This window comes from Dysgonomonas termitidis, from assembly GCF_042654545.1.
Lineage (GTDB): Bacteria > Bacteroidota > Bacteroidia > Bacteroidales > Dysgonomonadaceae > Dysgonomonas > Dysgonomonas termitidis.
The window spans coordinates 1-19920 of sequence record NZ_JBHSGN010000144.1 but is presented as its reverse complement, the minus strand read 5'-3'; the positions used below and the strand labels follow the sequence as shown (position 1 = coordinate 19920).

Genomic DNA, 19920 nt, shown 5'->3' with positions numbered 1-19920 from the left:
ATCTGGAATATAATGCTATGAAACCCAACTACTACCAAAACTGAAAACACTATGAAATCAATTATGCCTTGTTTAATTTATTAAACAAAATTCTGATAAGCTAAGTCAAAGTACATAAATATAATAACCCATAGAATATTAGTTTATACCGGGAACCCGAGTGTTTCTGGTATAGACGGAACTTAAATTTTTATCTCATGAAATCACAAATTATTTCAATTTTATGCTGTTTCCTTAGTATATATGGCTATGCTCATGAAACTAAGATCAGCATTAGCGAGAACAAATCTATTGAAAATGAAACACGTGCTGCTCCTGAACAAAAGGATATAATTTCAGGAACAGTTACCGATCAGACCGGATTCCCTGCTACTGGAGCTACTGTTTCTATTAAAGGGACTACTAAAGCTACAATGACTGATATAGATGGAAAATTTGAAATTGATGCCAAAGCGGGAGATGTGCTTATTTTTACATATGTAGGTTTCCTGACACAGGAAATCACAGTCGGCTCACAGAAAATGATAAATGTTACATTAATTGAAAACAGCCTTTCTTTAGAGGAAGTTGTAGTAATGGGATATGGGGTTCAAAAAAAGAAACTCATTACCGGGGCTACTGTACAAGTAACGGGACAGGATATTGAAAAACTGAATTTCACAGATGTATTAGGAGCATTGCAAAGCCAGTCGCCGGGAGTAAATATTACATCCAACTCAGGTTTGCCGGGAGAAGGATACAAAATCAACATCCGCGGTTTGGGTACAATCAAAGATGCCACCCCCTTATATGTAATCGATGGAGTAGCCGGAGGAGATATTAACAATCTAAACCAATCGGATATTGAAGCTGTGGATATCCTGAAAGATGCTGCATCGGCTGCTATATATGGAGCGCGCGCCGCTAATGGGGTTGTTCTTATTACGACCAAAAAGGGAAAGCGAGGTAAACCCACAATATCATATGATACATACTATGGGTTTCAGAATGTGTATAAAATGTTGAAACCACTGGATGCCAAACAATATATGGCAATTCAAAACGAAGTGAACTTCAATGAAGGCACTCCTGCCTTTGACTATGCAGAAAGGTTACCTGTCATTTACAAACAAATAATGGATGGCACCTTTAACGGAACTGACTGGATGGATGAAACCCGGAATAAAAATGCACTTACCTATAGCCATGCTATAAATATGACGGGAGGAACAGATATGTCTACATACTCTCTTGGTTTCTCATACACTTCACAAGATGGTATTTTGGGTAAACAGGCAGATCCCGGTTATGAAAGATATACGGCACGTATCAATTCTGACTATGTCTTGTTGAAAGTAAAGGACTTTGATGCGATAAAAATAGGAGAAAATGTAACATTTACCCAAAGGATAAAAAATGGAAGGATCGGGATTGATGATATGTATTGGAACGATATCAGGAACATGTTGACTAATTCTCCGTTGATACCTGTTTATAATAAAGATGGTGGATTCTATGATCAGACCAACAAGTTGGAAGACGAATGGAATATAGAAGGAACTACCTACAACCCTATTGCCGCGATGGTTTACCAGCGGAGTATGAATAAAGAAAAATCAAATTCGCTGCTGGCAAATGTATATATAGAAATACAACCTATTAAAAACTTAAAGTTTAAGAGTAGCTATGGCTATAAAAAAGAAGACGGAACATACCGCCAATATGTACCAGCATTCCAGTTGTCTTCTACTACCGGTCAGGCTGTAGACCAGATAAGCCAATCAGCATGGAATGGGTTCAATTGGACTTTGGACAATACACTTTCATATATCTTTAAAGTAAAAGATGTCCATAACTTTGATGTCATGGTAGGGCAATCAGTAGAAAAGAGTGGCAACGGAGAATCTGTAGGCGCCTCTAATACAAGTTCTCAATTCCCTGGTTCTTTTGACTATGCATGGGTTAGTAATGGATCAGGAGATGCTAATATGAGATCTTCATCAGGTTCGAAATGGGGTGATAGCGCATTAGCTTCTTTCTTTGGGCGTGTCAATTATAATCTGAAAGAAACTTATTTGTTCTCTTTTATTTTCCGTGCCGATGGATCCTCTAACTTTGCAAAAGGTAATCAATGGAGACAATATCCATCTGCTTCGGCAGGATGGGTAATGACTAATGAAAAATTTATGGAACCTGTCGCTGGCATTGTGGATTTTTTCAAATTGAGGGCTAGTTGGGGACAAAATGGAAACTGTAATATTGGTTCATGGTTATATTCTGCTCAAATGGCTCTTTACGCACCATATGGTTTTGGTACAGACAAAGATAGGAATTATATAGGAGCTTATCTTAGACAGATACCAAATCCTGAGATAAAATGGGAGACTTCGGATCAGACAGATATAGGCTTTGACTCGCGTTTCTTTAATTCCCGTTTAGGCATATCTTTCGATTGGTACAGAAAAAAAACAATAGACTGGCTAGTGGAAGCTCCCGGACTTGATATTTGGGGAGCAGATCCTCCAACAATAAATGGAGGTAGTGTAAGAAATCAGGGTATTGAAGTTGCTTTGAACTGGAATGACCGGATTCAGGATTTCAATTATGGAGTTAAACTGAATCTTGCGTCAAACCGCAACAAAATATTATCAATTGATAATGACGAAGGTATCATACGTGGACCTTCAGGTGTATTGATTGATGGAACACCTGAAATATTCCGGGCTCAGGTCGGTTATCCGATAGGCGCTTTCTGGGGATATAAAACAGCAGGAGTATTCCAGAACGCCGAACAACTGGCAAGCACACCGGTAAAACTAAATAATGCAAAAATAGGAGACGTTATTTTTGTCGACCATGATGGTAATGGTGTCATAGATGATAATGACAGGACAATGATTGGTAATCCTCATCCAAAATTGACACTTGGTTTTAGCTTGAATTTGGGATGGAAAGGAGCTGATCTGTCTGTAACTACTTATGGGGCGTTTGGACACCAGATTGCCCGTTCGATACGGGCTTTCAATACACAGCAGATATTCGAACGCTGGCATGGAGAGGGAACTTCAAACTATCTGCCTCGCCTGACTAATATGAGTCACCCTAACTGGAATTACTTTTCGGAAACCCACATAGAAGATGCCGATTACCTGAAAATTCAGAATGTCACATTAGGATACGACTTTAAGAACATTCTGCCGAAACTTCCACTTGGGCAGGCCAGATTGTATATTGCTGCCCAGAATTTGTTCACATTCACCAAGTATTCGGGTATGGATCCCGATATAGGATATTCGGCTGGTGTTCCTTGGTCAAAAGGAGTAGATTTAGGTTATTATCCTACTGCTAGAACAATAATGTTTGGTGCTAATCTTAAATTTTAAAATAATAAGGATATGAAACGAATAATATATTTTATATCAATAGTTACTATCTTATCTTTGGTAAGTTGCGATGACTTTCTGGACACTAAGAGCTATAATGAAAAAGAACTGACTAATTTCCCTGAAACAGTGGACGATATCAATCAGATGCTGACGGGTGCTTATGCTTCGATGAATGTTGATATATTATCCGGCTTTTACCTTGCGGAATTAGCTTCTGACGACCGTTTTGGTGGTGGCGGGGAAGGTGATAAGTTTATGCATGCAATAGACCGGCTGATGAACGTCGGCACAGATATGTGCGGTGGCTTGTGGTGGGGACGCTACAGAGGAATCCAAAGAGTAAACTTATTGTTTGAGAACATAGATAGGGTAAAAGCTTGGAAGAATGAACAACAAAAAAATCAGATAATTGGTGAAGCTCTCTATTTACGGGCTATGTTCTATTTCGAACTGGCACAGGTATACGGAGAGGTTCCATTGATGCTGACGACAGAAGCTTTAAATCTGCCCAAATCTCCGGCTAATGAAGTTTATGCCCAGATAGCTTCTGATTTGAAGAATGCAATCGGTATGATGGGAACAGATAAATACAATCCCGAAATGGCCGGACATGCCACCAAATGGTCGGCAGAGGCGCTGATGGCTCGTGTTTTCTTATTCTATACAGGATATTATAAAAAAGACGCGTTGTCTTTGGTAGAAGGAGGCAGCGTGACAAAAGCTGAAGTGATCAATTGGCTGAACGACTGTATCGAAAACAGCGGACATGGATTAATCATTGATAACACAAATCCGGGAAATGGTTTTTATAACCTTTGGCCTTATTCAAATGAATATACAGCCATAGATTACCAATGGGCGAAAGATAAAAAAGTGAAATGGGTAGGCGATGGTAATGAAGAAACTGTATTTGCTATTAAGTTTAACAATTTTGGTAGCTGGGACCAGACAGGCTATACTAATATGCATGCCACGCATTTTGGAATACGCACGCCAAATGGAAATACATCTACTTTCCCATTCGGAGAAGGTTATGGTGCGGGAACAGTTAATCCTCAACTTGTAGAATATTGGAAAACAGCAGAACCGAATGATATCCGCCTGTGGGGATCGATTATCGATGTAGAGAATGATTTGCCTGATTTTCAATGGGGTGCCGATTTGCAAATGGAGGAAACAGGTTATGTCCAAAAGAAATATCTGGCCATTACAGCTTATGATCATACAGATGGTGGTTCGGAATTCCTTACTTCTTATTCCCCTCTTATGTACAATACCCCTAGAGCTCCTGTAGAACTGGCTTCCACTCAAGACCTTGTGCTTATACGTTTCGCTGATGTACTTTTAATGCACTCCGAACTGACTCAAACGGCAGCAGGAATAAATAAAGTACGCGACCGTGCCGGACTAACAGGTATCGGTGCTTATACTCTGGATGCATTGAAGAAAGAGCGTAGGCTTGAACTGGCATTTGAAGGAGTTCGTTGGTACGACCTGATGCGTTGGGGGGATGCTCCTACTGCATTGGCCCGGCAGGGAGATGTAATGGTGAGGAATATGGCAGGCGATCCTGTGCAAATGGCATCATATGGCGGCGGTTGGGTAGCCCGATATGCGGCTACCGGAGGATTCTGGCCGATACCGGGAACTCAGATTGCTCGGTCTGCCGGAGTTCTGGTGCAAAATGAAGGTTGGGGAACTACCGAAGCTGAATATCGTGGATGGTAACATATTATTAAAGAATTATACGCCAAATTAAAAGATATAAATTATGAAAAAGATAATATATACAATACTGTCATTGACTCTGTTAATAGCTTGTAGCCCTATTGAGAAAGAATATTCGATGGGTAGGGATTATACTGCCGATGAACTTGATGTTTCAGTCAGGGCTGTTGTTGTGAATGGTAAGAATACCAATAAACTGATATTTGAAAATCACTCGCCCATTTTGGGTGAATGGGACTACTCTTTTGGCGTTACCAATCAACAGGTTGTAGATACGGCCATAATTGTGGTAGAAGGGCCTCTGACAGTTACTTTCAAAGGATTGAATCCAAGCGGATCGATGATAACTAAGAAGTTTGAAGTGGATATTCAAGATTTATATTTTCCAGTTCCACCGGAATGGGGTCTATTCTGTGGAAACGGAACAAAAGTTTGGGAATGGGAAGTTGACGAAGATCCTTTTGGTGCAGGAGGATATATGGATAGTCATGAGCCATGGGATCCGACAGACCTTTCAGAATTGGAAGGTGGATGGTGGAACCAAGCCGGATGGGGAGAAGGAGCAACTATGTCGTTCTCTATACGGGGGGCTGCATTCTCTAAAACCAATGCCTCCGGAACAAAAACAGAAACAGGAACTTTTACCTTTGATATGTCGCAAAAGCTAATGAATATATGGGAGCCAGATGAAATCTGGTCTCATGGAAAATTACGCATAAATGGAGGAACATCCATTTTGGCAGGACGGGTTCCTCACTACGATTTTTGGTATATATACGATGTATACGAATTTGACATCGTCGAATTGGAAGAAGACAGGATGGTATTAGCTCATTGGATGGAACCCCGGGAATGGAATGACGAAGCGTATTTTTGGATTTTCAGAGCTAAAGAATGACAATTTGAAGGAATCAGTACTGTATTCTGATTTCTGATTCACATTATTTAAAGAAAATCAGAGAGTAATAATTCACTCTCTGACTTTCTTGATTTCGATATTTATTTTATAAACTTTATTATATTAATTCAGGGCAAACGCACAAAATATGTGTTTTTATGCAGAAAGTTTATCTATATATAGCTGATAGCCTTTAGCTATTGGCTTATAGCTCTTTGAAAAATTGATTAGCAGAAAAGTTACGAGTTTGCCTCGCCTTCGCTTCGGCGAATGTTATTTCTTCGCCCTGCAGGCAGTTACGAGTAGACGAGATACAAGATACAAGTTGTTAACTGATAACTGTTGACTGAAAAAACTGTTACATGTGTTACCTTTTTTAATTGAAAGTTGAAAGTTGGCCCGATCGCGCAGACGTCCCGTCTGTGTGTTGCGTAGCAAACATTTTGCTCTATCGAGCAAGACACGGACTAGAAGTCCGCGCCAACAAAGGGCAAATCCGATGAAACGAGAGGATATGAGAGTTTTCAAAAAGCTACCGGCTAAAAGCTATCAGCTAATAGCTGAAAAAGTGTCAGATATGTCAGATTTTAACTAAATACAGTTAATAAATTCAAAATAAATCGATAGCTAAAAATCCTCTATTTTCATGCGTTTGCCCTAATATTAATTATTATGAAAAAGACTATTCTATCCTTTTTATTCTTGTTTTCGATAGGATTATCAATATCTCCTATAATTTCAGCTCAGGCAGGATTATATGATTTACAATGTGAGGCTCTCAAAAATCCATTGGGTATAGATAATATATCGCCTAATCTCAGCTGGAAAATTAAATCGGAAAGAAATGGATTTAAACAGTTGTATTATCAGATACTTGCTGCTTCCGATGAACAATTGTTATCAAAGGATAATGGCGATTTATGGGATTCCGGAAAAGTAAAATCAGATAAGTCTGTGTGGATTCCATATTCAGGAAAAGCCTTGAAATCGAGAAGTTTGGTTTATTGGAAAGTAAGGATATGGGATGAGAAAGGAAATGTTACGACCTGGAGTGAGAATGCCTCTTTTTCCATAGGTTTACTATCTACCAATGATTGGGATGCTGTTTTTATTGGAGGAGCAATAACAGAAGATGCAAAAGCAGAATCTCCATTATTAAGAAAAACATTCAACTGCACAGGCGAAGGACAAATATCTTTATTGCATGTCAACTCATTAGGTTATCATGAAATATATCTAAATGGCAAAAGAGTTGGTGATGTTGTCCTTACTCCGGCGGTATCACAGTTTGATAAGCGTTCTTTGGTTGTGACATATGATGTGTCTTCTTTCCTGAAAAAGGGTAAGAATGATTTAGTTTTGTGGTTAGGGAAAGGATGGTACAGGAATCAGGGTGTAGTGAGCGGAGGCCCCTATGCTAGGGCTCAGTTGGAAACATACTTTAAAGGGAAATGGATAAATCCGGTTAATACTGACGAAACTTGGCTTGCAAGAAGAAGTGGTTATTCAGATCCGGGAAAATGGACGGCATGGCAATTTGAAGGAGAAATAATAAATGCGACTGAACTTTTACCGGATTTCACTTCCGGCTCACTTAATAGTGTGGGATGGGAGAAAGCCCGATGTGCGAAAATACCCCGGCATGTAGCTTCCCCGCAAATGGTAGAGCCGGACAGAATACAGAAAACAGTGAATCCCATTTCTGTTAAACAATTAAATGATTCAACCTGGATATTTGATATTGGCACGAATATAACCGGTTGGACAGAAATTAAATTCCCCCAATTAAGAGAAAACCAGAAAATAAAGATTAGTTATTGCGATTTTCTGAACAATGACGGAAGTTTCAGGGATAAGAATGACTGCGATTACTATATTGCTTCGGGAAAGAATAATGAAACATTTATAAACAAATTCAACTACCATGCATACAGGTATATCAAAATAACTAATCTTAGAGAATGCCCTGCGTTGTCGGATATATCTTCTTATCTGATCCATACAGATTATGGCGGAAATTCTTCCTTTAGCTGTTCTGATAGAGATCTGAATGCAATACATGATATGGTGCAGTATACCCTGCATTGCCTTACTATCGGCGGATATATGGTAGACTGTCCGCATCTCGAACGGCTGGGATATGGAGGCGATGGTAATGCCTCTACTTTAACGGCACAAACCATGTATAACCTTGCTCCGCTATACAATAACTGGATGCAGGCATGGGCAGATTGCATCCGAGAAGATGGTAGTATGCCGCATATTGCGCCTTGTCCTTGTTCAGCTGGCGGAGGCCCTTATTGGTGCGGCTTTATTATAACAGGTTCATGGCAGACCTATGTCAACTATGGTGACAAGCGGCTGATAAAAAAGCATTATCCGGTAATGAAAAAATGGTTGGAATATGTAAAATTATATATGAAAGACGGATTGCTGAAACAATGGCCCGATACAGAATACAGGAACTGGTATTTAGGGGATTGGGCAACGCCGGAAGGTATAGACCAAACGAATGCCCTATCAGTAGACTTGGTTGCCAATTGCTTTGTCAGTAACTGTTATAATACAATGGAAAAAATAGCCGGAATTTTGGGTTATAATGAAGATAAAAATGAGTTTGCCAAGAAACGTGATGAACTGAATAATCGGATACATTTTGCATTCTATAACCCTGAACGAAAGAGTTATTCTACAGGTACACAAATAGACCTGGTGTATCCGTTGCTGGTGGGAGCAACTCCTCTAAATATAACACAGGATGTAATAAATACTTTACATAAAGAAACAGAAAAACGGTTTAATGGGCATTTGTCTGCAGGGCTGGTTGGTGTACCTGTTATTACCCAATGGGTTACACAGACTGGTTCCGCTGACTATATGTATAATATGTTGAAAAAAAGAGAATATCCCGGATATCTCTATATGATAGACAATGGCGCTACTACAACATGGGAACACTGGAATGGAGAACGTAGCCATATACACAACTGCTATAATAGTATTGGCTCGTGGTTCTATCAGGCATTGGGCGGCATCATTCCTGATGAAGAGCAGGCAGGCTACAGGCATGTATCGATCCAGCCTCAATTGATAAAAGGTATTGAATGGGTAAAAGTTTTGAAAGACACACCTTTCGGAAACTTGTCTGTCGAATGGAAACTGGCAGACGATAAATATATACTGGATGTGGACATTCCTGTTGGTTGTAGCGCAACTGTTACGCTTCCTGTTAATGGAAAAACATTTATAAACGGCAATAAGAATAATTCCGAAATAATGCAGGTGGAAAGTGGTAAATATCAGATTATAAGTGAGCTTTGATTGAATTTTTATCCTTTACTTAGATTAATAACTATGAATACACTTCACAAAATATCCTCTCTGGTTTTAATAGGAATAAGCCTTTTCCTTATTTCCTGTAATGGAAATAAAATCGAAAATGTAGAATCTATACAGATCATACCTATACCACGGGAAATAATTATAGGGACTGGCACATTCGCGCTGAATACAAATACCTCGGTTTATACAAATATGATAGGTGATGAAAAGAATCGTATTTTAGAATATTTAAGGCTATCATCACTACTGCTTAACAAAGAAGCGCAAAAAGAAAAGACAGGAACCCTTCAGTTACTTTTGGTAGAAAGTACGAACAAAGAAAATTCTGAATCTTATCATTTACAAATTAATTCTTCAGGAATCAAAATAGAAGCAACAGACGGAGCCGGCATATTCTATGGCATTCAGACATTATTGCAACTTGTAGAACAATATGGCATGGAAAAGATCCCTGCAATTTCAATAAATGATTATCCATATCTTAAATACCGGGGACTTCTTATAGATGTGTCCAGACATTTCTTTTCGAAGGAATTCATAAAAAAGCAAATAGATATGATGGCCTATTATAAGATGAATCGTCTTCATTGGCATTTAGTTGATGGTGCGGGCTGGAGGATCGAAATAAAGAAATATCCTGAACTGACAGATAAAACTGCATGGCGGCTTCATGAGAACCTTGTAGAATGGTCAGATAATGGAAAACAATATTGCAGTAAAGGCACACAGGGGCATATGGTGGTTATTATACACAGGAAGATATAAAAGAAGTCGTTGAATATGCTGCCAAAAGATATATTACAATTATACCGGAGATAGAGATGCCAGGGCATAGTGAAGAAGTACTGGCGGCTTTTCCTGAGCTATCCTGTGCTGGAGAGCCATATGTGAATTCAGATTTTTGTATCGGTAATCCTCAAACGTTTGTTTTCCTCGAAAATGTATTAAGTGAAGTAATGGAGCTTTTCCCTTCCGAACTTATCCATATAGGCGGTGATGAAGCTGAAAAAAATGGATGGAGAACATGTGCCAAATGTAATAGACTGATGAATCAAGAAGCGTTGAAGGATGCGGATGAACTTCAGAGTTATATGATTCATCGCATTGAGACTTTCCTGAATGCCAATGAACGCAGGCTTTTGGGTTGGGATGAAATAATGCAGGGAGGGCTGGCTCCAAATGCTACTGTTATGTCCTGGCAGGGTGAGAAGTATGGTATTGATGCCGCACGAAAAGGGCATGATGCAATTATGACACCTATTAATTATTGTTACCTTAATTTTTATCAGGATGCGCCGGATGCGCATGTTCTGTCATGGGCCGGTTACACTCCATTAGAGAAGGTTTATGCATATAACCCAGTTCCGGATTCTCTGGATATGGAAGCACTAAAACATATATTGGGTATACAAGGCAATGTTTGGGCTGAATATATTCCTACAGAAGAAAATGAAGAAATGATGATTTGGCCGAGAGCTTTGGCAATAGCGGAAACAGGCTGGTCATTACCTGAAAAAAAGTCATACGAGAGATTCAGAAAGAATGCATTGAAAGCCGTTGAATTTATGCAGTCTAAAGGGTATAGTCCATTTGATCTCAAAAATGAAGTGGGACAACGTAGAGAATATGCTGACACGGTATGTCACCTGGCCTATCAAAAGCCTGTTGAATATAAGAAAATGTATACGTATGAATATACGGCAGGAGGAAAAACAGCTTTAACAGACGGATTGCTGGGTGGCTGGGCTCCGGATGACAATCGTTGGCAAGGATTTATAGGCAATAGCATGGATATAGTAATAGATATGGAAACTGTACAGGTAATAAATTCTATAGAAGCTACATTTATGCAGGACGGCTTTGGTTGGTACTGGATGCCTAAAGAAGTAGAAATATCTATATCTCCAGACAATAAAAATTTTACTTTGTTGACAACTGTAAAAAATGATATACCTTTTACTCAGACTGGCTTTTTTCTTAAGAACTTCGGATGGAACGGAAAGACGGGTGGCCGTTATATTCGCTACATTGCAAAGCCTGATAAGGAAAGTCAAAAAGTAGGATTTCTCTTTGTTGATGAAGTAATCGTCAAATAACATATAAACAGGCCCGGATAAAACCGGGTAAATTATTTATTTTCAGTATCATATTACTGTATTAGTGAAATTTTAAGAAATCAATAAATTTAAAAGGGATATGAATCATTTTATCGATAAAGATTGTAACCAGTCATAAAATTATATAACTTTTAATATAGCTTCCTTAAATTTCCAAAGAAAATGATTCGGCTATTATCCAACCAGCGCCGACCATTAGTTATATAAAGAATATATTTATTGACTTATTTGCCTGGCCTTTTGAAATATCAGGGATGTTTCTTTGTATTAAAAAACATTGTGTATCTTTGCTGAAAGAGTTATTTGAATCTATGAAAATAAAGCAGAACGAGGTATCCCGGTTGTTTCTAAATCGTTACCTGTCTCTCTCTTTTCTCTTCCTTATCAATTGAATATCAATTAGATTCTATTTTTCTGTATAGTATAGATACAAAAGTACCAAAAGAATTCTTCCCTTAGATTATTTTCTTATTACAGACTTTAAATTTGTACTCTTTTTCAATTTTAAAAATGATTTCATTTGCTATTTTATTTTTGTAAACATGGGGCAACAGTTTAATTTTGAACAGATTCATTCGGGTAATATATTGTAATAATTTTAAGATTAATTTATTGTACGAAGAGAAACCATAGTATATCCATTCGATAAAGGCTCCTGACATTATTTTAGGATAATAGCTGGTTTGTCCAAATTCTACTATTCCCTTATCCATCTGTTCAGAGAGTTCAATAATCTTAAATAACATATTTATATAAAGGATTCTGGCATCATCCGTTCCATAGGTCATACCCAAATATAATGGGATTAACCGGTCCTCCTCCTCTACAACTAAAGCCATAGACCTGATCAATCCTTTTCCGTCTCTTGATATGATAAAAAAAGTATTATCAGGAAGATTCCTGTTCAGATTAAGAAAAAAAGATCCATTTAAAATTTCAAGTTTATTTTTAGCTTTACGGAGAACATTTAAATACATTTCTTCGAATATGTCTTTATAGGGAGTAATATCCCTGATTATTTCCCATGTATAATACTTATTATATTCGTTTCGTTTCTTTCGGTATCGCCGCTGATGGTTAGCTTTTAAAGCATTCGGATATGGCCTGCATTCCGGGAATGTTGGCACAAAGGAATTGGGAAAAGACCGGCAGAAACAAAAATTTTTCCCTAGTGTGTTTCTTGCCTTATCAATTTGTGTTTCCCTGATTTCTTTAATTAATATTAGTTTGGCATTTTTGTTTTTTGCCTTTAATTTCAATTGTTTGTTTATCAAAGAGAATATTACCGCCTCACAATTTTTATATCCACTACTTACACCTACAAAATATTCACAACTGGCAGCATAGGATCCTATAACAAAAGTTTTAATTTTAAGAAATCTTGGAAATTTACTTCTTACTTTATAAAATAAAACCTTTAAACTTGATTCATCAAGCAAATCAATCAAATCCAGTTTAAAATAAAAGCATGGTACTATCGCAACAGTTTTTGAATTTTCTGTAATCAGTAGATAGTAAAATTCTACATCCGGAATATTAGATTGTTGTATAGATTTAATAAAATTTATGCCTGTTATATGTTTGGTACCGAAAATTAATTTCCATTGTTCTTCATCTATCAGATTAATATCCGTCAACCATTCACATTTAAAGTCTCTGTATGTCATATTTATTGAACAGATTAATTAAAATTGAAACAAGCATATCCAAATCACTTTTTGTATGAGTAGCCATTACACTTATTCTTAACCGCGATAAATTTGCAGGTACGGCCGGAGTAAATATGGGATTTACAACAACACCTAAATCTAAAGCATCTTTAGATATAAGTGAGGCTTTTAAATCATCTCCAATGATTACGGGGATTATCGCCGTTTTGCTGTTTAAGATTTCAAAGCCATTATCTTTTAACTTCTCTCTCAGATAGTTTGAGTTAAAAAACAAGCGTTTAACAATATCTGTGGATCTTATTAATTCTAAAGATGCCAGGACAGATGCACAATCACCCGGAGGCAACGATGTTGAGAACATATTACTTCGTGCGTATACTCTCAGGTAATCGATTATCTCCTGACTTGCAGAGATATAGCCACCAACCACACCGAGTGCTTTACTTAAACAGCCTGTAAGAATTATATCTTTAGAATAACCAATATTAAAATAAGAAAGCGTCCCGCCTCCATTTTCACCAATTACACCTGTTGCATGTGCTTCATCTATAGCCAACAGGCATTTGTATCTTCGAACAATATTTAATATAGCCGGAATATCTGCAATATCACCATCCATACTGAATACACCGTCTGTTACTACCAAGATACCACCGGGATATTTTGAAGTATTTTCCTTCAGTATTTTTTCTAAATGGGTTAAATCATTATGTTTAAAACGTAACATTTTTGCTCCGGATAAAATAGTTCCATCAATCAGGCTGGCATGATTCAACTTATCATGAACTATTAAGTTTTCCGGACCTAATAAGCCTGAAACCATTCCTAAATTAGCGCAATATCCTGAAGTAAAAAGAATGCTGTCTTCAAAACCCGTAAGTGAAGAAATTGAGCGCTCCAGTTCATTTTGAACAATCGTCGTTCCTGTTAAAAGAGGAACACCTCCGGAACCAACACCGAGTTCTTTAATACATTCAATAGATTTATTAATTACATATTCTGAATTACAAAGGCCTAGATAACTATTGGAACCAAACATAATGGCATTTTGCTCTTTAGATTCATGGCGATCAATATATCTTACTTGGCGGTCACAAGCTGTGATAAAAGGATTTTTTTTATATACATTGTAGGAGGAATTCTCATGTTTTATCATCTCTTCTTTAAAATCCAATACTTTCCCCATAATTGAACCATCTTTACTCTTGCGGTTTGCTGTTAGACTAATACGATAATCTTCCATAATAATTTAATCTTTCTTAAAAACATGTTGAACGTTCGGTATTATTTTAGCAAATTTAAAGTTTTCAGTTAATTATAATATACTAATTGTTATTTTTTTTTACAGAAAAATTATATCCAGGCTATATGGAATCGATTTTATATAATATTTCTGTTTCTATCAGAGACTAACAGGTATAACATTATGATTATTACTTTTTTAATATTACTTTTGTTTCTTATTATTTGTAAAGTGTATGTAGTGTATGAAAAAAACGAAAGATAAAATTCTATTTGAGACATTTAAACTTTTGGTACAAAGTTCTTATGAACGTACAACATTTGATGAAATTGAGAAAATAACGGGCGTGACCAGAGGCGCGATATCTTATCATTTCAAGACAAAAGAAAATCTCTTTATGGCCGTTATTGAAGAATTTGTATTCAAGCGAGGTTCTATTTTGCAAATACCTGTAAGGGATACTGAAAAGTTTATATTAAAAAATTTTATTGGTAACTTTATTGAACACTGTTACGAGGAAAATCAACGTGTCAACAATCTTGGCATAACAAACTTCAATCTGGCTTATTTTAATATTGAACTCCAGGCTCTGTTTTTTTATCCTAATTTTATCAATAAAGTTCTCCAGTGGCTTGAAATAGAGAATAAAGTATGGGAGGATATTATAAAGGCAGCGATCGAGAACAACGAAATTAGTGAAAATGTTGATATTAAAAGATTAGCCTCTATATTTGTGAAATCATATCTTGGGGATAGTTATATTGGCATTTTTCATAAGAATGGACAGGATTTAGAAGAGTTGAAAAAAGACTTTATGCATATTTACGATTTAATTAAATTAAAGTGAGTAGTTTGTAAAAATATACATTTCATTCTCTCTTTCTATTTATGAAAATAAGCATTCCTGTTATACAGGAATGCTGTTGGCTCGTAAATTCTCCAAATTCAAATACAATCCGGCTTTATCAGTCCTGCCCTCTTTTAATAATTCCCATAAAATATGACAACCCAATGTCGCCAAAGAACTGTTAATGAACAGGTCTTGTTTTGATAAAGCCTGAGCTTGCGAACAGGAAGGTCCGGAATCCTTATCTTTTATCTTCTTCAGGTCAAAACGTTCACTTATAACCGGTAACTGCGAAATGTTCTCATATTTTCTGGACTTAGGCTGTTCAATATTTTGCAGCGTACCCAGAACGGCCTGCCCTGTCTTCTGCATATTGCCATAATCCATCCAGTATAGGGGATTCTGATAAGGACTATATGATCCATTCCCTGTTTTAGACAAGATTTCGCCTATTTCCAATCGTGCTTTTACATTATCCACACAGGATATGTAAATATTGGCTCCACCTGCTGTTTTTTTATTGAAATGCTCAGGAACTGCATTCCATGCCGAACCAAAGGTGCGGTTAATCCTGGAAACCAATACCACGGCTTTATTCAGGGAAAGGTCGCATTCATAAAACAATTGGCGCCCTATATTCGGTGTTTCTACTATATCCCCGTCATAAACCGTAACGTAAAGTCCCGGATGCCCTAAAGCCTGAAGACTTGCATCCATCATTGCTAAAGAAGTGAGTACACGGCAGCCGGTTCCTCCGCAACCGATCATGATCACAGTGACCGGATGGGACGGATTCAGCAGGTATTTGTCTGTATAATGATATCTCTTTTTCATTTGATTAAATCTTTAAGTGTCTTATCGTATGGCAATAACTCTTCATAGTCAAATCCATCCTGCCATTTTTGAGTCGCTGTAAACAGGTTGCTCTTTGTCGGATTACTATGTCCTCCCAAATGGGAAAACTCGGTCATCCAGAATTTCTTCTCCCAATACAACAAAAGATCGTTGTAATCCGGTGATTCCGGATAATCCAAACTTGCATTTCCCAAACAAACACTGGATTCCGTCACATTGAAAAAAGGTGCTTTATAGAGCTTGTTGACCGGTTTCTTCCCTTTAAATGCATAAATATGGAGTGAAATGTTTGTAGCTACATAAAGCACGCCGGGGATATAGTACATGGCATTTTCCAGATTCAGGTCTTTGGTAAAATACATCATGCGTTGTCCCGGAGGATTAAACCAGACATACCTTTCATGCCCTGTCCGGTTGTCCGCATAGAGCAGGTTAGCCGGTATTTTCCCCGAAGGCATCTGACTTTGCTCTAAGGAGAAACCACTGACAAGATCAGAGATACATTCTTTACTTAAAGGGACTCCCTCCAGCAACCTTCCCTCCGGGTCAATAGTATGGGACTCAATATAATATTCACTATCCTTATCTTTATCTTTATAGGCCACCAGTGCGATAACAGGCTTGCTAACTCCAGCCGATTGTTCTAATATTTCATCCGTTGTATAATACATAACTAAAATCGTTTATCCATTCTAAAAATTCAATCACAAACTTATCAGGCTTAAACAGGCCTTTTGTACGGGGTGTCACTGTCCTGTTTACAGACGAGAAAAATTCATAGCCGGATTCATAGGCATAATTATTCATATATTCTATCAGGTTCTCAAGAATAAGATCATCATCATAAATGATCATAAAGGTTTCATCGGCATCAACGGGATATTCATCACTGTGATGCCTCGGAGCATTCGTATAATGCAACAGCACTTTCCCTGTCCTTAGCAGCTTGAGTCCTTTTCTCATCCCGGAAAGTATTTTTTTCTCTTTGGCGGAAGCCGGCTTATAGTGGTCGATCAACGCCCTGAGGGAATAAACATCAAATTCCGGCTTCTGATCCACCAGATTTAATGTTTGTGATATATCTCCTTCTATATATCGTTTTACCAGTTCCATCCATATATCCTCCGGCTCCTCCCCTGTATTTTCACAATAGCTTTCCACTTCTTCTTTCCACATTTCAAAATGCTGGCTTTCCAACAATGGTGTCATCCTTTGTTTATCCTGCAACAGCCGGAAGAATTCAATCAGGATATTACGGAATACACCTTGTGTTTCATCTATTATCTTACAAGGGATATAATACAGGAGGTTATCAGCCAGATTATCTATAATTTTCAGGCGTATTTTGTTATTCTTTTCAAACAAACGTACCTCCAAATCATTGGGTAAAAGGCTATTAAGTTTATCACAAATAGCCTCGAAGTTTCTGGGTTCCGGATCCAACACAAAGTTTTCGCCGAACAATCCGGCACAGTTCTTTGCCGAATCATAGAGGTAATGATAACTGTCCGGTTGAAACATCGGATTTACATCTGCTTCATAGAACGGTTTAAATACAGTGGTCAGAAAACCATTAACTGGTTTTCCGACTTCTGTAATTTCCTTTTGTAATTGTGTATCCCCCACCGGATGCCTTTGCGCGACTCTTCGCTGCTTAGAATGCGTCCTATTTTTTGGTGCAATGATTGTTGTTGTTCGCATAACTGTTTTCTCATCCTTTAGTTCCTATGGTTGTTTTGAATGTATATACTGCTTTATCGTCCTCGAATTCGGGGCCTTGTACGCTTGCTGTTGTTAACTGGGGATAAATGGCGGAGTAAAATCCCATTACATCTTCCAGTGACATTTCCGGATCAATATCATTGAGTTCTATGTCTGTTTTCTCAATCCTGAATACCCGTGTTACGGTTGTTATATTTAGTGCCATATGTTTATCTCTTTTATGTTTAACCTATTTTTTTTGCTATTCCCATTATTTGAGCGAACATATCTACAGGAGCCTGTTCTGTGGGCTGAGATGAAATATTGTCCTGTTCCGGAACACCAGTTCCGGTAACTTCTAAGTCCTCAGACTCCTCATCATCTATTTCCTCTTCCTCAGTTTCTTCGTCACTATCATCTTCCATTGATGGATCCGCCAAAGTATCTTCGGCTTCTACCTGTATCTCATCCTCTTCAGGTTCAAAAAGCGGTCTTTGAGCCATTTTACTCCATACTTCCATGACCTTTTCTTTCAGTTTTATATTGTCAGGATCTGCCGCTGATACTTTTTTATAAATTGCGTAGGCTTCCGGCCAGCGACCGGCTTTTTCATGAACCTCTGCATCTGCAAGCATACGTTCACTTTTAGATGTCTTGGTATCTTTTGCCGCATTGGTAGTGGTAACCTGCGTTTTCTTCGATGTTGCCACTTTTGTGTTCTCGCGGAAAGCATCCACATTGGTTAAAAGGCCTAAACGTTCCTGCAGCGGTTGGCTGATTGCTTCCAGGAATCCCTGATCCAGCTCTGTAGGGGTTCCGCTTACATTCAGGGGAATAAGCTTTATTATCGCCGATCCCGGCATGTCCTGTACTTTAGGCATAAGGCTGACAATCAGCCTATCCCCTTTTTTCAGCAGGTTCAGATTTACGATCTGACCTTCCTGCATTAATTCTGATAATCTTGTAAAAAACATAAGATCTGATTTTAATTTATAATTCAAGTAATTAGTTTATTGTTATTCTTTTAAATACATAGCCTTCAATTTGTATAAATTGTTCTTCAAGCAGCTGCACGCCAAACAATGCATAATCAAAGTCAGGATTGGTTATTGCAAGGCATTCTTTGGCATAGTACCTGCCGAATAATTCCGTTTCTTCATAATATCCCTGATAGGAGTTTTCAAATAATCGGATAATCTCTCTTGATTTGCAATTAAAAATTTCTGGGCTAAATCGATCAATCCATAGATGGAACGCTTTGTTCCGGTAGCTGTCAAAACCGGAAAGAAGATTCATCAACTTAAATATTTTTGATGAAATATCATTTATACAGATTAAAGGCTTTGGTACATCCTGCCAGTAGAGGATTAATAATACAGGTTCCTTTTCTGAAGGATATAGTGAACAAAATGCCGATCTGAATTCCTGCTTATTCTTATAATCGCATAATTGCATCCATTGTCCAAAAAAGTTTCCGCTGTTATATACATAATCAGTGGATACATATATCCTTGCATCCATCATGTTTATCAACCTATCCATAATAATACATATTGGGTTTATTCCTGAATTTTTCGAGGTAATAAAAGGTTCGTGTTTTGTCTTGGTCAAGTTTTTCGAGAAAAATACCGCAACGCGCAGCGGCGGCTATTTTTCGAAGAAACCGAATGGCTTGAACTTGAACAGCCCAAAACACGTATTACCTTTACCGGAGAAAAAGAGGAATAAACCCGATTGATTTTTTAGACCTATCCGGCTTGGATATTTTACTTAAGGAAGTGAAATGAATGAAAATGCTATTCTAGTAAGAAGAGAATAATATAGCTGTCCTTTATATGATTTTATAAAGATGTGATGTGTTTAAATTTCAAAATCGGGGTTATAAGAGTTATAATTGATGCTATTCCGGAAAAATTCTTTCATCAGGCTCTGACATTCCGTGTTCGGTTATATGTTGGTATCCGGCGGGTAGTTCTTCAATTATAATCCCGTCTTTGCGTTGCAGTAAAATCCGGCCATTGTCATCTAAAGCCTGAAAAAAGATACGAAAACCCTCTTCATATAATGCTGAATACCAGCACCTGTCAACAAAATCTGTAAGCGTCTCCGCGATGACGTCTATCCTGTAAAAAAAATAAGCAGGGAGTACGCTTG

16 protein-coding genes are annotated in these 19920 nt (G+C 37.7%); 7 read left to right on the top strand and 9 right to left on the bottom strand.

The window, feature by feature from the left end:
• Positions 1-197 precede the first annotated feature (197 nt).
• From ACFO6W_RS23030 to ACFO6W_RS23005, 6 genes are all read left to right on the top strand, one after another.
• Entirely contained in the window at positions 198-3362 is a 3165-nt protein-coding gene (locus tag ACFO6W_RS23030; RefSeq protein ID WP_380000927.1) for a SusC/RagA family TonB-linked outer membrane protein, read from the top strand.
• Between the two features lie 12 nt (positions 3363-3374).
• Complete coding sequence (locus tag ACFO6W_RS23025; protein WP_380000925.1) at positions 3375-5093, top strand: RagB/SusD family nutrient uptake outer membrane protein; 1719 nt, start codon at positions 3375-3377, stop codon at positions 5091-5093.
• A gap of 43 nt (positions 5094-5136) precedes the next feature.
• Positions 5137-5991, top strand: coding sequence for a hypothetical protein (locus tag ACFO6W_RS23020; RefSeq protein WP_380000923.1), 855 nt, complete (start codon positions 5137-5139; stop codon positions 5989-5991).
• Positions 5992-6663: 672 nt separating this feature from the next.
• Positions 6664-9312 (top strand): family 78 glycoside hydrolase catalytic domain, encoded by a 2649-nt coding sequence (locus tag ACFO6W_RS23015; protein WP_380000921.1) that lies wholly within the window; start codon positions 6664-6666, stop codon positions 9310-9312.
• A 33-nt stretch (positions 9313-9345) separates the two neighbouring features.
• A complete protein-coding gene (locus ACFO6W_RS23010) occupies positions 9346-10098 on the top strand; it encodes a family 20 glycosylhydrolase (protein ID WP_380000919.1) in 753 nt (250 codons plus the stop codon).
• Complete coding sequence (locus ACFO6W_RS23005; protein ID WP_380000946.1) at positions 10095-11429, top strand: glycoside hydrolase family 20 protein; 1335 nt, start codon at positions 10095-10097, stop codon at positions 11427-11429. Before ACFO6W_RS23010 ends, ACFO6W_RS23005 begins: the two co-directional genes overlap by 4 nt.
• 476 nt (positions 11430-11905) lie before the next feature.
• Here the strand turns inward: ACFO6W_RS23005 and ACFO6W_RS23000 are convergent, their stop codons facing one another.
• On the bottom strand, positions 11906-13117 hold the full coding sequence (locus ACFO6W_RS23000; RefSeq protein ID WP_380000917.1) for a hypothetical protein: 1212 nt from the start codon (positions 13115-13117) through the stop codon (positions 11906-11908).
• Entirely contained in the window at positions 13098-14363 is a 1266-nt protein-coding gene (locus ACFO6W_RS22995) for an aminotransferase class I/II-fold pyridoxal phosphate-dependent enzyme (RefSeq protein ID WP_380000915.1), read from the bottom strand. Before ACFO6W_RS22995 ends, ACFO6W_RS23000 begins: the two co-directional genes overlap by 20 nt.
• 244 nt (positions 14364-14607) lie before the next feature.
• Between ACFO6W_RS22995 and ACFO6W_RS22990 the strand changes: the two genes are divergently transcribed.
• Positions 14608-15210 (top strand): TetR/AcrR family transcriptional regulator, encoded by a 603-nt coding sequence (locus ACFO6W_RS22990; RefSeq protein WP_380000913.1) that lies wholly within the window; start codon positions 14608-14610, stop codon positions 15208-15210.
• Positions 15211-15270: 60 nt separating this feature from the next.
• Here ACFO6W_RS22990 and ACFO6W_RS22985 read toward each other — a convergent pair whose 3' ends face one another.
• The 7 genes from ACFO6W_RS22985 to ACFO6W_RS22955 form a co-directional block, all read right to left on the bottom strand.
• Positions 15271-16044, bottom strand: coding sequence for a PRTRC system ThiF family protein (locus ACFO6W_RS22985; protein WP_380000911.1), 774 nt, complete (start codon positions 16042-16044; stop codon positions 15271-15273).
• A complete protein-coding gene (locus ACFO6W_RS22980) occupies positions 16041-16736 on the bottom strand; it encodes a PRTRC system protein B (RefSeq protein ID WP_380000909.1) in 696 nt (231 codons plus the stop codon). The genes ACFO6W_RS22985 and ACFO6W_RS22980 overlap by 4 nt, the downstream gene beginning before the upstream one ends.
• Positions 16717-17766, bottom strand: a complete 1050-nt coding sequence (locus ACFO6W_RS22975; protein ID WP_380000907.1) for a hypothetical protein — start codon at positions 17764-17766, stop codon at positions 16717-16719. The genes ACFO6W_RS22980 and ACFO6W_RS22975 overlap by 20 nt, the downstream gene beginning before the upstream one ends.
• Before the next feature lie 10 nt (positions 17767-17776).
• Positions 17777-17992 (bottom strand): PRTRC system protein C, encoded by a 216-nt coding sequence (locus ACFO6W_RS22970; RefSeq protein ID WP_380000905.1) that lies wholly within the window; start codon positions 17990-17992, stop codon positions 17777-17779.
• A gap of 19 nt (positions 17993-18011) precedes the next feature.
• Entirely contained in the window at positions 18012-18740 is a 729-nt protein-coding gene (locus ACFO6W_RS22965; RefSeq protein ID WP_380000903.1) for a PRTRC system protein E, read from the bottom strand.
• Positions 18741-18771: 31 nt separating this feature from the next.
• Entirely contained in the window at positions 18772-19308 is a 537-nt protein-coding gene (locus ACFO6W_RS22960; protein WP_380000901.1) for an antirestriction protein ArdA, read from the bottom strand.
• Positions 19309-19666: 358 nt separating this feature from the next.
• Positions 19667-19920, bottom strand: a 254-nt coding sequence (locus ACFO6W_RS22955) for a hypothetical protein (RefSeq protein WP_380000899.1), incomplete at its 5' end; no start/stop codon positions are given.

Coding starts and splice junctions, on each gene's coding strand:
- ACFO6W_RS22985 (WP_380000911.1), bottom strand. CDS start 16,044: ATGAAAAAGAGATATCATTATACAGACAAATACCTGCTGAATCCGTCC.
- ACFO6W_RS22990 (WP_380000913.1), top strand. CDS start 14,608: ATGAAAAAAACGAAAGATAAAATTCTATTTGAGACATTTAAACTTTTG.
- ACFO6W_RS22965 (WP_380000903.1), bottom strand. CDS start 18,740: ATGTTTTTTACAAGATTATCAGAATTAATGCAGGAAGGTCAGATCGTA.
- ACFO6W_RS22980 (WP_380000909.1), bottom strand. CDS start 16,736: ATGTATTATACAACGGATGAAATATTAGAACAATCGGCTGGAGTTAGC.
- ACFO6W_RS23000 (WP_380000917.1), bottom strand. CDS start 13,117: ATGACATACAGAGACTTTAAATGTGAATGGTTGACGGATATTAATCTG.
- ACFO6W_RS23025 (WP_380000925.1), top strand. CDS start 3,375: ATGAAACGAATAATATATTTTATATCAATAGTTACTATCTTATCTTTG.
- ACFO6W_RS22975 (WP_380000907.1), bottom strand. CDS start 17,766: ATGCGAACAACAACAATCATTGCACCAAAAAATAGGACGCATTCTAAG.
- ACFO6W_RS22995 (WP_380000915.1), bottom strand. CDS start 14,363: ATGGAAGATTATCGTATTAGTCTAACAGCAAACCGCAAGAGTAAAGAT.
- ACFO6W_RS22960 (WP_380000901.1), bottom strand. CDS start 19,308: ATGGATAGGTTGATAAACATGATGGATGCAAGGATATATGTATCCACT.
- ACFO6W_RS23030 (WP_380000927.1), top strand. CDS start 198: ATGAAATCACAAATTATTTCAATTTTATGCTGTTTCCTTAGTATATAT.
- ACFO6W_RS22970 (WP_380000905.1), bottom strand. CDS start 17,992: ATGGCACTAAATATAACAACCGTAACACGGGTATTCAGGATTGAGAAA.
- ACFO6W_RS23015 (WP_380000921.1), top strand. CDS start 6,664: ATGAAAAAGACTATTCTATCCTTTTTATTCTTGTTTTCGATAGGATTA.
- ACFO6W_RS23020 (WP_380000923.1), top strand. CDS start 5,137: ATGAAAAAGATAATATATACAATACTGTCATTGACTCTGTTAATAGCT.
- ACFO6W_RS23010 (WP_380000919.1), top strand. CDS start 9,346: ATGAATACACTTCACAAAATATCCTCTCTGGTTTTAATAGGAATAAGC.